Here is a 14,449-nt window from a genome sequence, read left to right as displayed (position 1 = left end):
TTTATACTATAAGTATATATTAAGAAATGCACCAAGAAGGGAAGAAACAAATATATGGTTCAAGTATTGTTTGTTTGTCTTGGGAACATTTGCCGTTCACCGATGGCAGAAGCGATTTTTCGAGATCTTGTCGTAAAAGAGGGACTCGAGGAGAAAATTGTCATTGATTCTGCAGGAACTGGAGATTGGCATGTTGGCCATCCGCCACATAAAGGAACACAAAAAATTTTAAAAGAAAATGCAGTCACTTTTGAAGGAATTAAAGCAAGGCAAGTAGAAAAAGAAGACTTAACAAAGTTTGATTATATTATTGCCATGGACAACAAGAATATAGCAGATTTAAAAAGTTTAGGTAAAACTGGAGGCTATATTGGTAGACTGTCCGATTTTGTTCCAGACGGTGGCTGGACAGACGTTCCCGACCCTTACTATACAGGGAATTTCCAAGAAGTATATGACCTTGTAACAGAAGGGTGTGCAAAGCTATTAGCTTTCATTCGAAATGAACAAGGAATATGAGGAAGCTTAGAAAGAAATACTTTCTAATATAAGAAATGAAAGGGTGAAGGAATATGGCAAAGAAAAATAATATTGCTCGAAACATTGCGATTGGTGTAGCTGCAGGTGTAGCTGTATCTATGTTGAAGAAGGAAAACCGTGAAAAAGTAAAAAATACTGCGGAAAAAGCAAAAACAAAGATGATTGAAATCGGTGAAAATGCGAAGATAAAAGAAAAAGTGCAAACTGTTACAGATAAAGGACGCGAACTCGCTGACTTCAATGTAGTAAAAGCGAAAGTAGCAGAAATTAAAAAATTGACGCCGTCTGTTGTAGAGACGTTAAAAGAAACGAAAGAAATTTTTAGTAAGAAAAAGGTTGAGCCAGCAGAGAAGCCAGAAACGATTGAAATTCAAGCTGTATCTTCAAAGGTAGATGAGCTGAAAGCAGAAGAAGAGCCAGTAGTTGCTGAAGATGGCGGTATGAAAGAAGCGCGTGAACTATTTATGAAAGACTCAAATGTAGAGGAAAAAAAAACTGAAGCGTACATTGAGTTGAAGCAAGATAAAGAAGAGAAGAAAAGCGTTTAAACATATATGAGAAAAATTTTAGAAAAGGTGAGGAGACATCGTACTTATTCGTTTGGTAAAGACTTATATGACCGAACGATGCGCGATGATGTAGCGGGCTTGGCAGCACAGCTCGCTTATTTCTTCTTGCTTGCAATTTTTCCTGGGCTCGTTTTCTTAATTACGCTTCTTGGATTTATTCCCATTCAAACAGAGGATGTGCTTAGTTTATTAGAGGTTTATGTACCAGATGATGCAATGAACTTAATAGAGGTAAATGTAGATAAAGTTGTAAATCAGCAAAATGGTGGTTTATTATCATTTGGTTTATTATCCATGTTATGGTTTGCCTCAAATGGTGTTAATGCGGTTATGAATGCTTTTAACCGCGCCTATGACGTGAAAGAAACACGTTCTTTTATTACAACAAGAGCGTTATCAATTGTGTTTACATTAGCTATCATTTTTATGATTGTCTTTGCTTTAATTGTCCCGGTATTCGGACAAGTTATTGGAGCAGCCGTGTTTAAAGCACTCGGTTTATCAGATAGTTTCTCTTTCGTATGGAGCATTACACGCTTAGTAGCGAGTTTCTTCGTACTATTTGCCTTGTTTAGTTTCTTATATACATTTGCACCAGATCGAAAGTTAAAAAGAAGAGAAGTCATTTCAGGAGCAACATTTGCTACTGTAGGATGGATTGTGGTATCGTACTCATTTGCTTATTATGTAGATAAGTTTGCGAATTACGCCAATACATATGGTGGTCTCGGTGGTATCATTATTTTAATGTTATGGTTTTACTTAACTGGATGGGTAATTTTACTTGGCGGTGAAATTAATGGTTTACTCCATCATTATAGGACGGGTGACAATAATTCCCGTAATGAAAAATGACCTCTTGTTCCATAATAATAGGGAACAGGGGGGATATTTCATGAGTAATAATAAAAAGAACCACAACAACAAAAATAACAATAAACAAAAGAGCAGTTCGCATCCAAAGCATAAAACGAGTAGTAGTGCGAACGGGCATAATAGCTACCATTAAAAAAACGGGTCCTCTATGAGGGGCCCGTTTTTATTTGTTTCCTTTTAATAATCGTAAGCCATTTAAAATGACAAGAATCGTACTTCCTTCATGCCCAATAACACCGAATGGAAGAGCTAAAAATTGTAAGAAGTTTGAACAAATCAGCATTGCAATTACAGCTAGTGAAAAGATTACGTTTTGTTTTACAATACGGTTCATTCGTTTTGATAAACGGATTGCTTGGGAAAGGCGAGATAATTCGTTCTTCATAAGTACAACGTCTGCAGTCTCTAAAGCTACGTCTGTTCCTTCACCCATTGCTACACCAATGCTGGCAGTAGCGAGTGCAGGAGCATCATTTATACCATCTCCGACCATTGCTACTGTCCCATATTTTTCTTTTAGCTTTTTAATCGTTTCAACTTTTGTTTCTGGTAAGCATGATGCGTAATATTCCTTTATATTACTTTCAGAGGCAATTGCTTTTGCCGTTTCTTCATTATCTCCAGTAATCATAATTGCTTCGACACCAATGCTTTGTAATTCACGAATAGCAGCTATTGTTTCTTGGCGAAGCGTATCTTTTAAAGCGATAAGTCCAAGAATGCCTTTCTCATCACTAATATAAACGACAGTTTTACCTTCTTTTTCAAGGGAGGCAGAAATACCATTATGAAATGTCTTTGTTTCTTCACCGATAAAATCAGCTTTACCTATTTTATAAGCTTTGTTTTCAAATATTCCTTTGAGTCCAAAACCAGTTACATCTTCAACATTTTCTGGTTTTGTTAATGCAATGTCATACGCATGTTGTGCATATTTAACGATAGATTCAGCTAAAGGGTGTGTAGAGTGACTTTCAATTGATGCTGTAATAGAAAGTACTTCTTTTTCTGTCATACTTTCTCGAACATATACATCTGTTACGGTAGGTTTTCCTTCTGTTAATGTTCCTGTTTTATCAAAGGCGATCGCTTTTACTGAAGCGAGGCGTTCTAAATGTATGCCACCTTTAAAGAGAATTCCATTTCTTGCTCCGTTAGAAATTGCAGATAACGTTGCTGGTGTAATGGCAGCAACGAGTGCACAAGGAGATGCGACTACAAGTAAGATCATAGCGCGATAAAACGTTTCATTCCAGCTCCAGTCCAGTAAAAAATGGGGAACGAACATCATAAGCGCAACAACGAGTAGTACACCTTTTACGTATGTTCCTTCGAATTTTTCGATGAATAGTTGTGATGGTGATTTTTCACTTTGTGCACTTTGGACGAGACGGATAATCTTTTGGAATAATGTTTGATCGCTCGGCTTCGTAATTTTAACTTCGATAGCACCGCGTAAATTTACAGTACCGGCAAATACTTCATCGCCATGTTTTTTTTCATTTGGAATAGGTTCTCCAGTAATTGCTGCTTCATCGATATTTGTTTCACCGTTATGAATCGTACCGTCAGCAGGAACGCGCTCACCTGGCTTAATTAAAATAATGTCTTTAATTTGTAATCGTCCAACAGGAACACGTTCTTCGATTCCATTTGAAATACGTAATGCTTCTTCAGGTTGTAAATCAAGAAGCGCTGAAATTTCTTTTTGACTTTTACTCAATGTATAAGATTCCATCGCACCGCTTAGTGCGAAGATAAAGATTAAAATTGCACCTTCTGCCCAGTAGCCAATGATTGCAGCACCGATAGCAGCAAAGAGCATGAGCATTTCGACATTTAGCTCTTTCTCTTCAATGGTATCTTCAATACCTTCTTTCGCTTTTGCATATCCACCAACTATATAAGCAAGGATATAGCAAGTAATGCCTACATTCATTGCATCGTTCTTTGTGAATAACCAACCAGCTAAAATGAAAATACCAGATGCGATTGCAAATATAAGTTCATGATGTTTCTTTAATGTATCCCATAAAGAGGGATGAGAAATAGATTTTTGTACTTGTAATGTTTTTACTTCTGAGTTCATTACTACTCGCTCCTTCCAAATTCTTATTGAGAAAAAGAATCAAAATCGAAACCCCTATAAAACGACGAAAGCTGCCATCCATAATGGATAGCAGCATTTCTGTTGAACCTGATTTTAATAGTTATTATATTGTAATTATTCTATAGTATAGCATATTTTTTCGTTAGATGATATGTTTTGTTTGCGTATAAACTGAAAACTTGTGTTTTCACACTTCCTTTGGTATATATGAATATTGTTCATAAAAAGATCGGAAAGGAAGACAACAAGTGAAGACAGAGAAATTTTTTACCCATCCGATTGGCGTACTAATTGCTGCAATAGTAGCGACTTTTTTGTGGGGGAGCGCATTCCCATTTATTAAATTAAGTTACGCTGAACTTGGAATTCAGCCACAAGAAGTTGGGGAGCAAATATTATTTGCTGGTTATCGTTTCTTTTTATCTGGAGTCATGCTCTTATTATTCTTTAAAGTGTTAGGAAAAGATATGAGCTTCAAAAAAGGAACGGGGAAGCAGTTAGTACAAATTGGTTTATTTCAAACATTTCTTCAATATATATGTTTTTATATTGGAATGAGTTATAGTTCTGGCATTGAAGGAGCTATCATTTCAGGAACATCATCATTCTTTCAAATTTTACTTGCGCACTTTTTATATAAAGATGATGCGCTCAATATGAGAAAAATAATTGGGGTCTCTATCGGCTTTTGTGGTGTCATTTTAGTAAATGTACCGAGTGATGGTAGTTTGTCATTCCATTTCGGAATTGGTAGCTTATTACTTCTTAGTGCAGCAATGTTGTATTCATATGGAAACATATTGGCGAAAGAAGGTAGCAAAACATTAGATGTTGGTTATATGACAGCATACCAAATGATTTTTGGTTCTATCGGGCTATTATGTATAGGAGCTCTGCAAGTTGGAGTAATGCCATTTACATTTAGTGTACATGCAATATTTATGCTTATCTATTTATCTTTCTTATCCGCAGCAGGCTTTTGCATTTGGAATACAATTATGAAGTATAACAAGGTTGGAAAAGTATCAATGTACATGTTCTTTATACCTGTATTTGGTGTGTTATTATCGAGCATGATTTTAGGAGAAGCAATTCATTCATTTGTATTATTCGGTTTGGCATGTGTAGCCGCGGGAATTATCGTGGTGAATCGGACGACAGCTAAGCAGAAAAGGGCGAACGCAAAACAAGTAGCATAGATAACAGGAAAACGATTACAATGGAAGAACAGTACTGTTCTTCTTTTTTTATATAGAAAAAGGATAATAGACTAGGTGTAACGAAAAAAGATACAAAAAGCATTTATTGAGGAGAACATGTTATGAATCTACTTTACATGGTGTTAATTGGGCAAATCATTCTTTTTTTAATTGGTGCAATGTATGCAATAGGACAGACAAAAAAGACAAGAAATAATATGCCGTTACCTTTAGCAGTACGTCTTATTCTTAGCTTTTCTTTAACAGCAAGTGCAATTTGGATATGGTTACAAGATCCATCAGTAGCGTATAGTACGTGGGTTGCACTAGGTATGACGTTATCAACTGTAGGAGATTTATTTATGGCAGGTTTGATTCCAATTGGTCATCGATTAATTGGAGGGATGATTACTTTCGCGCTTGCGCATTGTTTTTATGTAAAAGCATTTTTGCAAACAGGCATCTCATGGAATGGTTTTTGGATTGGTTTACTCGTATACGGACTCTTTCTAATTATAGGATGGTTCTTTTTTATACGAAATGATAAACAAGATAAATTGTTTACGATAGGAGCTCTAATTTACGGATTGTGGGTTGGAGGAATGGCTTGCTTTGCATTCGCCCTATACTATGAGAATACAGGAATATGGTGGATACCGGCTTTTGGTGGTTTACTATTTGTGATTTCTGATTTTGTTATAGGCGTGACAGATATTGGAGGGCGCAAATTAAAGTATGAACCACTTTGGATTTGGTTTACATATGTAGCGGCTCAAATGTGTATTGTATATGTGGGAATATAAAAAGATACTCTCAAAAATAGTGGATAGACTATTTTGAGAGTATCTTTTTTTGTTACTATGCTACGATGCTACGATGTTTTTTTGTTGTAGAGCAGAAAGGCTATATTTATCAGCTGCTTTATAACCTTGAGCTAATAAATCATTGATGTAAAGCTTGTTGTAAATAAAGCAGAAGACTAGGTTAGAGAATCCGAACGTAAACATGCTAGCGATTAAAATAATTAAAAATCATTTCCAATCTCCATGGAATATAGCAGGGAAGAAACCAAAGAAAAATACAGTCCAACTAAAACCAATTTTTGCTTGTTTAATTTGGCCGGTATTTTCATTTTTAAGCATAACTTTCATAGAAAAAGTCCTCTTAAGTAAATATAAATATAAAATAATAAGTGTAAGATATATTATATGTAGATAATATATTTTTGAATATTATTATTTAAAAGTTTTTAATATTACGATTTTACAATTTAGAATTTTGTGGAAATTATACAGTTGAAGTCCTTATAATAAAAGTAAAAAGATGATGAGATGGTGGAATGATGCAAAAGAAAAAACGTTTGCGTGAATTCTTTGGAACAATTGCAATTGCATGTTTGTTGGTGTTTTTGGCAAAAATCTTTTTGTTTTTTCCTACGACTGTAAAAGGAGCATCCATGAAGCCAACGTTACAAGATGGGGATAAGCTGATTGTTAATAAGTTAGCAAAGCAATTTGAAAGTTATGGGCGAGAAGATATTATTGTTGTGAAGACGGATAATTTTTATGTGAAAAGGGTTATTGGTTTGCCTGGTGATGTCATTGAGGTGAGAAATGATCAATTATATGTGAATCATGAAGTGATACAGGAAGCGTATTTGTATAGTAATAAAAAACAAGCTGAAAAAAAACTTATGAATTTAACAGAGGACTTTGGACCAATTACAATTCCTAAAAATAAGATTTTTGTTATGGGGGATAATCGCTTAATAAGCAGAGATAGTAGAAATGGTTTGGGACTTATTGATAGAGAAGATGTATTGGGAGAATTAGCGGCGATTTATTATCCATTTGAACATATGAAAATAATGAATTAAAGTAAAAAACCAAGCAAATTTCATTTGCTTGGTTTTTTATGTTAAATCGTAGGAGACTCATTAAATTCATAGATGTTTTCATTGTTTTTGTTCGTACTTAAAACGAATTTGTGCTGCAATAGTTGCAGTTTAAAGAATGCTAACGGATCGTGATAAGTTTCTGGGTTGCTTCTTAACGTTGCTAATGTTTGCTCGTCTTCCTGTATTTCAAGTTGAGCTGATTCTACATTTTGTTTCAGTATGCTAAGTGGATCTTTAAAGAACATCATGATATCTCGTTCTAATGCGCCTTCAAATACTTCAAATTGAAGGAAGAATTGTTTTGAGATTGTTTGAGCAATTTCCGTATAATCTTCCGTTTCAATGTATTGTTTATATTTGTTTGCGAGCATAGATTGATTTTTTTGCATGTTACCAAATAGTTTTCCCGCACTCTTTAAGAAAAATTGTGTCGGTGTAAAGCGTAATAAAATATTGATGTTCGATACTGTAATGCGATTTGTCATACGTACAACATCTCGATGCCAATCATCTAGTAATTTGAAATCGCAAGGAAGTTTCATGCGTTCTTCTTTATATAATTTATTAAACGTTTCACTCATTTCATCTAAATAAGATTGAGCTTGAATAAATTCATTATGAGCTGTTTCAATCCACTCTTGAATAGAACCAGTAAATTTAGGAAGAAGCACTTGTTGTACATGTTTTTGAACTCGTTCGTTCATCGCAGTATTTAATTCTTCATGAACTAATTTGAAGTCGCTATCTTCTTGAACAAGGTCAGAACAACTCTGTAATAATTCAGGGATTTGAGAATGGATATCTCGTGTGATTTCTTCTTTCGTTAAAAGATAAGATTCTGTAATAGAACGAATTTTATCTTTTTCAAGAGCAGTAAGGTTGTTAATAAATCCATTTAATTTAACTGAGATATGTTTATTCCAGCGTACTGATTTCACTAATGTATTTTCTAACTCCACACGTTCATTTACAAGGTATGCGATTGTCTTTTGAGTAAACCATATTAGTTTTTCTATACGTTCTTGTTCCATGTTACGTTCTGCCAAATTAGAAAGAATAGACTCTGTCACGTCCCCAAGTTGTTGGCTACTCTCTTGTGAAGGAGAGTATGGGAAGAACTGTGCATTTGGGAAATGGACTTTAATCTTACTCATTAGTTTTTCATTATTGGTCGTATTATTTGTGTGTAATACGAAATGAATTTGTAAATTTGGCACTTGTTCCCGTAAATAAAGTAATGTATCAAGTTCTTCACCATGTAATGGTGAAGCAGAATTTAATACGTAAATAAGGCTATCTGCTGCTTGTAAGTATTCAAAATATGAGCTGTTTTTATCCACTTGCCCTTGAATGGATGGTGTAACAAGAAATGCAAACTTATTTTTTCTTAAAAATCTACTCGGTAACTTAATTTCTATACATTTTTTCTCAAGTTCTGACTGGGAAGATGTAGCCATTATTTGATGGAATTCATCAAAGTTCGGTATATTGTGTACATCTAGCGCAGTGAATTCTGTTATTTCAGTTTGGCTATCATCTTTAAATAGAATAGGAGTTGTTAAGGTCTTAGTTAAGATGTTCTCTCCTAATATTGAATTGATGAATGATGATTTATCATGGTCACTAGTTCCCGCTATTAGTAATTGTGTAACATTTAAATCACACAGTTCGTGAACGAGTAACGTAAATTGATGACTTAAATCCACATCATTTTTTTCAGCCCATACAGCAATCGTTTCGAATAAATGAGAAACTGTTTCCATATTTACATTTGTTTCAGCTGTTGAATTAGAAAGTAGGGCTCCAGCACTTTTTACGAGTAATGACTCTAAAGTTGTAGGTGAAACTTCATTCCATGCTAACACTGCAGCAGAGACAAATAGGGCATCTTTTGCTTTCGTTAAACTAAACCAATTTGTTAATAAATCTGGTACAAGTCCCTGCATTTCATGCATGAAATGCTCACCAGTAATTAACTCAAAGTACGTATTTTGATAGCGTTCAACAATTTCATGCCAATCGTCATTGTTGTCTGTTTCAATATGTAAGAATAAATGATTTATTGTTTGAACCCAAGGTAGATGCAAGTTTTCATTTTGATAGCTGTTCCAAAGCGCAATAACAAGTTCTTTAAATTGGACTTGATCAATGGCATATAAAGCTTTTAAAGATTCATAGAAATATTCTGGTTTGATTTGTTTCGTGAATCCTTGATTCACATAATTGATTAAAGTATCGAACCAGTGTAACGATTTTGTTCGAATTCCTTCTTGAACGGCAAGCTCGATAGCATTATTCCAATCTTTTTGTTTTTCATAGAATGAGCGAGCGATTGCAGTAATATTTGGATAGTCAGGTTGAAATGCAACAGCCTCACTAATCGTCTTAAATGCTAGACCTAAACGATCTTGTTCGATGTAAAGAGAAAGAAGTTGTAAGGAAACTTCCATTGTAAGAGCTGTATCTTCCGTTTGAATAGATTGATAAATTTCTTCTGCTTTTGGCAAGAATCCTAGTTCAAAATAAGAATCTGCAATATTTTTGGTTGCCCAAAGTGCAAGTTCGTTATTTACTTTCTCCCATTTAAATATCGCTGCTTCAAAGTCTTTATTTTGGTAATAAAATTCACCTTGAGCAAAGCGGATATTAGAAATGTTGGAGAATTCATTTGTGGATTCATTTATATATGCTTCACCGAGTACTTCTGATACTGGAGTAGAAGTTTCTTCTGTTAAAAATGTTTTATAGTAAACCTTTTGGATAAATTGATTTTCAATGGTCATGTTCGTTCCCCCTGTATAATTTAGAAAAATGATGTTGTATGTAAAGGGTGTATGTTCTTTTAATAGGTAGAAGTTGCATTATATCGACCAAACTATGTTTTTGCTGGATATATCATTTTTCCTGAGAGTTAAACCGTTGCGAAAAGTAACTTTCCTTTATTGTAACAAAAAAACAAGCATATGAATTTTTATTTTTTAATCCCGCCATTTGTGGGTAGTAAGACTAGCGCTTCAAAAATCGGTGAATATAAGGGAAGTAGGAGGGAGTTCGGCGCACAATTAATGGTTCACTTTCTTCCTGCTAAAGGAATGGATAGAAGTAGAGTTCATTATAAAAACAATGTATAGTGAATATGTATACCATGTTTGTCTGGAAGATAGAAAGGGCACAATGTGGAATAACGATCGTGCATAGGATGTGTTTTCCGAATGGAACAACATATTGGCGAGTTAATCGCGCATTATGGGTATTTTGGAATTATTATAGCGTTGGCCGGTGGAATTGTTGGATTACCGATACCAGACGAGTTTTTATTGACTTTCGTTGGTTATAATGTTTCTAAAGGAGTTATGTCAGGAACTGCTGCTTTTTTAAGCGGGATGGCTGGTGCGATGTTAGGTATTACATTAAGCTACATATTAGGTTTAAAACTTGGACTCCCTGTTTTAAAAAAATATGGACCGAAGATTAGAATTAAAGAACATCACATTGAAAAAACGCATATTTTATTTGAAAAGTATGGCCCCTTTCTTTTAATGATTGGTTACTTTATCCCGGGAGTACGTCATTTAACAGCCTATTTTGCTGGGATGTCGAATTTAACACTTTGGCGTTTTTGTTTGTACGCTTACGGTGGTGCGCTTATTTGGATAAGTGTTTTTATTGGACTTGGCTGGAAGTTAGGAGAGAAGTGGCGTTTCGTTGAGTATAGTCTACATCATTACGGAATATGGATTTTATGCATTTCAGTAGTTGTTACATGTATTGTATGGTTTTATATAAAGAAAAAGAAAAACCGCTAATAGCGGTTTTTTTAGCTGAAAGCAATAAATAATACACCAGCTGTAATAAAGACTACACCAACGCCAGTCATAAAGTTTAACTTTTCACCGAGTATAATCATCGCGAGAATGATAGAAAATACGACGCTTAATTTATCGACAGGAGCCACTTGTGAAACTTTCCCTGTTTTGAGGGCAAGAAAATAAAATAGCCATGACGAAGCACCTGCAACCCCACTTAATGTGATAAAGAGCAGTGCTTTTTTATTTAGCAGTACATCGCCGATATTTTGAAATTTACCTTGGATAATAATAACGCCCACCATAAATAATGCCATAATAATAGAACGAACCGTTGTTGCAACATTGGCATCGATTCCATCTAAACCAATCTTTCCAAAAATAGATACAAGGGCAGCAGCAATTGCTGATAATAGTGCGAATAAGAGCCATGAACTCATAGTAAAATTCCTCCAATCTTACATTATTATACATGAAAACCATTCTCACGTATAAAATGAAACTTTAATCAGTGGGATTTTACCGCCCCGTAAATAGCGGAATAAATAACGAAATAATCCCCACCTTATGTTGCTAATAAGGTGGGGACTATTATACTACTCTGCAATTTCCTCATAGAAAAAGTACGTTACATTATAAATATGTTCTACTTCATCGTCTGTCATAAACAATAATTCATCACGCTCAATCCCTTTTTTCTTTTCAATAAACTCAATCATGTTTTTGCGTTCTTCTCTTTTCATCAATTTTATTTCTCCCCTCAATCTGTTTTAATACAGTTTATTTAAGTTACTGCTATTATATAACAGAATCTTTAGAAAGTTCCACCTATTTTATTGTTTTTTTTAGAAGAACTTTTCGACAAAACAAGCCCACCTAAAGGGGGCTTGTTTTGTTTTATAGTCGTAAAAACTCGGGCTCCGTCGTACCAGCACCATCGATGTAATAAATTGTGTCAGGATTGATTTTTATTAATACGTAATTAGGGTCTTCAGGACCAAGTAACCAGCGTTTTAAGCTATTATTCCAAAACTTGTTTTTTAATGTGGAGTCTTCCTCGATGGAAGCTAAGCCTTCAACTTCAATATAATCTTCATCTAATTTTTTTCCTTCTCGTCCAAGTAGTACATGGACATTTGGATTGTTTTCAATGTCTGTTATCTTTTTTGATTTCCGATCTGTTGCAACATATAACACAAAATCTTCGTGGAAAAACATCATAAAGGCGCTATGAGGTTTATTTTCACGTACAGTAGATAATACACCAGTTCGTTGACCACAAATAATAGTTTCAATTTTTTCTTTTAAATGCATGCTTTTAACCCCTGTTCATAATTTATTGTTTTCTCCGTTTAAACAAGATAATTTGAATATCTTTTATACTGTTTTCTTCAATCCGATTTTTTAAACGTAATTGTGATGAAATCGGACAAGTTAGGAGAAGAATAATAATAATATCGAGGAGAAATACATACGATGGAAGGATGAAAAGCATGTTTAATAAAATATTTCTTATAGTAGCGCTAATCGGGGTACCACTTTCTGTACTTGGAAAAACGCTTCATTGGCCTCAAACAATTATGTTCGCTGTGTATTGTATTACGATTATCGCATTAGCAGGCTTTATGGGCAGAGCGACAGAAAGTTTGGCAATTGTCTCTGGACCTAGAATAGGCGGATTATTAAATGCTACTTTCGGTAATGCTGTTGAACTGATCATTTCCATTTTTGCACTTCAGGCGGGATTAATTGAAGTGGTGTTAGCCTCATTAACGGGTTCTGTACTTGGAAATTTATTATTAGTAGGAGGGCTATCCTTCTTTATAGGAGGGCTTAAATACAAAAGACAAAGTTTTAATGTGTATGATGCAAGGCATAATTCAGCTTTATTAATCTTTGCTGTAGTAGTAGCTTTTGTTATTCCAGAGATTTTTTCAATGAAGATGGATGCTGGAAAGACGTATCAATTAAGTATCGGTGTGTCTATTATTATGATTATTATGTACCTTGCTGCATTGCTATTTAAGTTAGTTACGCATCGTGGTGTATATCAGCATAAAAGTGATGAAGTCGCTCATGAGGAAGAACCAGAGTGGTCGAAAGGTAAAGCACTACTCATTTTAGCAATAGCGACAATTGCGGTAGCGTATGTGTCAGAGGCGCTCGTGCATACATTTGAGACAGTTGCAAAGTCATTTGGTTGGTCAGAGTTATTTATAGGAGTTATTATCGTTGCAATTGTTGGGAATGCAGCGGAACATGCATCTGCAATTATTATGGCGTATAAAAATAAAGTAAATATTGCAGTTGAAATTGCAGTCGGTTCTACGTTACAAATTGCCATGTTTGTTGCTCCTGTATTAGTACTGCTTTCTATGTTATTCACGCAAAGGATGCCTTTAGTATTTACAATACCAGAACTTGTTTCTATGATTACAGCTGTTTTCTTAACAATTGCAATTTCAAATGATGGAGATACAAATTGGTTTGAAGGCGGTACGTTATTAGCAGCGTATGTCATTATGGGAATTGGTTTTTATTTATTATGAAAAATAGGCATAACAATTGTATTGAGAGAAAACAATAAACAAAGTAGTATATATACCTTTACGTAGGAAGGAGCCAGACAGGTGAAACGAGTATACAGCATATGTCTTTCAACTATGGTCTCGTTTATTCTATTATTTCCTAACATGAGTTTTGCAAAGACAACGGTAGAAACAAAAATGCCTTCATCTGTTTTAAATATTTCTAAAGACAATACGTTTCCAAATGATGCGCAAGATTTGCCGCGCTTACAACCGAGTAAGTTTGCTCAAGAACTATTGAAAACAGCAAATATTAAAATTGAAAATCCGGACTTAATTCGAATGTTTAATGAAACGACAATTTCGAATGCTCCGCTTGCGGTAGGGTACCGAGCGAAGATTTATTTAGGTCAATGGGCTTTAAATTATGAATCGGTTGATACATCGATTAATTGGGAATATAAACAAGTAAATCGTAATGTGTACGATAATCGCGGAGGGGATCGCTTATATCCGCTACGCTATAAGCAAGAAACGCAAAAGACGGTTGAAGGTGATTTAACAGCAGATATGAAAAATACTGCGGATGTGAAAAAAATGATGCTTCTCAAAGCACTTGAAAAAGTACAATTGCCGCTTTCATTTAAAACGACCATTGGTTATGGTACTGGACATGAGCGTGTGTATAATATTAGTCCGAGTCAACTTGGATATTTATACGCTTATACACCAGCAGTAAATGAAAAAGGAAAAGTAACGTTTGGAGAAGTGTACCTTGTGTTAAAAGGAAATCAAAAGAGGCTTGTAGTGAAAAATATTACCTCACAAGGAATTGGAGCGGCGATTCCAATTCATGATCATTTATATTTTAAATTCATTTCATCTTCTCACTCGCAATAATATGAAAAAAACGTCAGCTTATAA

14 protein-coding genes and 1 pseudogene are annotated in these 14,449 nt (G+C 34.7%); 9 read left to right on the top strand and 6 right to left on the bottom strand.

The window, feature by feature from the left end:
- Positions 1–54: 54 nt before the first annotated feature.
- From ILT06_RS27430 to ILT06_RS27420, 3 genes are read left to right on the top strand one after another with little or no spacing between them, the layout of a single operon-like run.
- On the top strand, positions 55–519 hold the full coding sequence (locus ILT06_RS27430; RefSeq protein WP_000250910.1) for a low molecular weight protein-tyrosine-phosphatase: 465 nt from the start codon (positions 55–57) through the stop codon (positions 517–519).
- A 53-nt stretch (positions 520–572) separates the two neighbouring features.
- The gene (locus ILT06_RS27425; protein ID WP_016133535.1) at positions 573–1,088 is read left to right on the top strand and encodes a DUF4075 domain-containing protein; all 516 of its coding nucleotides are present in this window, start codon (positions 573–575) and stop codon (positions 1,086–1,088) included.
- A 6-nt stretch (positions 1,089–1,094) separates the two neighbouring features.
- Entirely contained in the window at positions 1,095–1,964 is an 870-nt protein-coding gene (locus ILT06_RS27420) for a YihY/virulence factor BrkB family protein (RefSeq protein WP_001226522.1), read from the top strand.
- Positions 1,965–2,148: 184 nt separating this feature from the next.
- Here ILT06_RS27420 and ILT06_RS27415 read toward each other — a convergent pair whose 3' ends face one another.
- Positions 2,149–4,074: a heavy metal translocating P-type ATPase gene (locus ILT06_RS27415; RefSeq protein ID WP_088046939.1), complete on the bottom strand. Its 1,926-nt coding sequence runs from the start codon at positions 4,072–4,074 to the stop codon at positions 2,149–2,151.
- 269 nt (positions 4,075–4,343) lie between these two features.
- On the opposite strand from ILT06_RS27415, the gene ILT06_RS27410 reads away from it, so the two are divergent.
- Positions 4,344–5,294: a DMT family transporter gene (locus ILT06_RS27410; RefSeq protein WP_064477242.1), complete on the top strand. Its 951-nt coding sequence runs from the start codon at positions 4,344–4,346 to the stop codon at positions 5,292–5,294.
- Between the two features lie 122 nt (positions 5,295–5,416).
- Complete coding sequence (locus tag ILT06_RS27405) at positions 5,417–6,097, top strand: lysoplasmalogenase (protein WP_064477243.1); 681 nt, start codon at positions 5,417–5,419, stop codon at positions 6,095–6,097.
- 60 nt (positions 6,098–6,157) lie between these two features.
- Here ILT06_RS27405 and ILT06_RS27400 read toward each other — a convergent pair.
- Positions 6,158–6,445, bottom strand: a pseudogene (locus ILT06_RS27400) (hypothetical protein).
- A 188-nt stretch (positions 6,446–6,633) separates the two neighbouring features.
- Between ILT06_RS27400 and lepB the strand changes: the two are divergent.
- On the top strand, positions 6,634–7,170 hold the full coding sequence (gene lepB / locus ILT06_RS27395) for a signal peptidase I (protein ID WP_064477244.1): 537 nt from the start codon (positions 6,634–6,636) through the stop codon (positions 7,168–7,170).
- A 41-nt stretch (positions 7,171–7,211) separates the two neighbouring features.
- On the opposite strand, the gene ILT06_RS27390 is transcribed toward lepB, so the two are convergent.
- Complete coding sequence (locus ILT06_RS27390) at positions 7,212–9,974, bottom strand: tetratricopeptide repeat protein (RefSeq protein WP_064477245.1); 2,763 nt, start codon at positions 9,972–9,974, stop codon at positions 7,212–7,214.
- A gap of 429 nt (positions 9,975–10,403) precedes the next feature.
- On the opposite strand from ILT06_RS27390, the gene ILT06_RS27385 reads away from it, so the two are divergent.
- Positions 10,404–10,997, top strand: a complete 594-nt coding sequence (locus tag ILT06_RS27385) for a DedA family protein (RefSeq protein ID WP_048559737.1) — start codon at positions 10,404–10,406, stop codon at positions 10,995–10,997.
- Between the two features lie 11 nt (positions 10,998–11,008).
- Here ILT06_RS27385 and ILT06_RS27380 read toward each other — a convergent pair whose 3' ends face one another.
- The 3 genes from ILT06_RS27380 to ILT06_RS27370 form a co-directional block, all read right to left on the bottom strand.
- Entirely contained in the window at positions 11,009–11,437 is a 429-nt protein-coding gene (locus tag ILT06_RS27380) for an EamA family transporter (RefSeq protein ID WP_000100307.1), read from the bottom strand.
- Positions 11,438–11,593: 156 nt separating this feature from the next.
- Positions 11,594–11,740: a BH0509 family protein gene (locus tag ILT06_RS27375; RefSeq protein ID WP_064477246.1), complete on the bottom strand. Its 147-nt coding sequence runs from the start codon at positions 11,738–11,740 to the stop codon at positions 11,594–11,596.
- A gap of 154 nt (positions 11,741–11,894) precedes the next feature.
- On the bottom strand, positions 11,895–12,311 hold the full coding sequence (locus ILT06_RS27370) for a pyridoxamine 5'-phosphate oxidase family protein (RefSeq protein ID WP_048559739.1): 417 nt from the start codon (positions 12,309–12,311) through the stop codon (positions 11,895–11,897).
- Between the two features lie 179 nt (positions 12,312–12,490).
- Between ILT06_RS27370 and cax the strand changes: the two genes are divergently transcribed.
- Positions 12,491–13,546: a calcium/proton exchanger gene (cax, locus tag ILT06_RS27365; RefSeq protein WP_064477247.1), complete on the top strand. Its 1,056-nt coding sequence runs from the start codon at positions 12,491–12,493 to the stop codon at positions 13,544–13,546.
- Between the two features lie 81 nt (positions 13,547–13,627).
- Positions 13,628–14,425, top strand: a complete 798-nt coding sequence (locus tag ILT06_RS27360; protein WP_033662157.1) for a YfkD famly protein — start codon at positions 13,628–13,630, stop codon at positions 14,423–14,425.
- Positions 14,426–14,449: the final 24 nt, after the last annotated feature.

Source organism: Bacillus sp. 17RED48, from assembly GCF_019837545.1.
Lineage (GTDB): Bacteria > Bacillota > Bacilli > Bacillales > Bacillaceae_G > Bacillus_A > Bacillus_A wiedmannii.
This window is presented reverse-complemented; position numbering and strand designations above follow the sequence as displayed.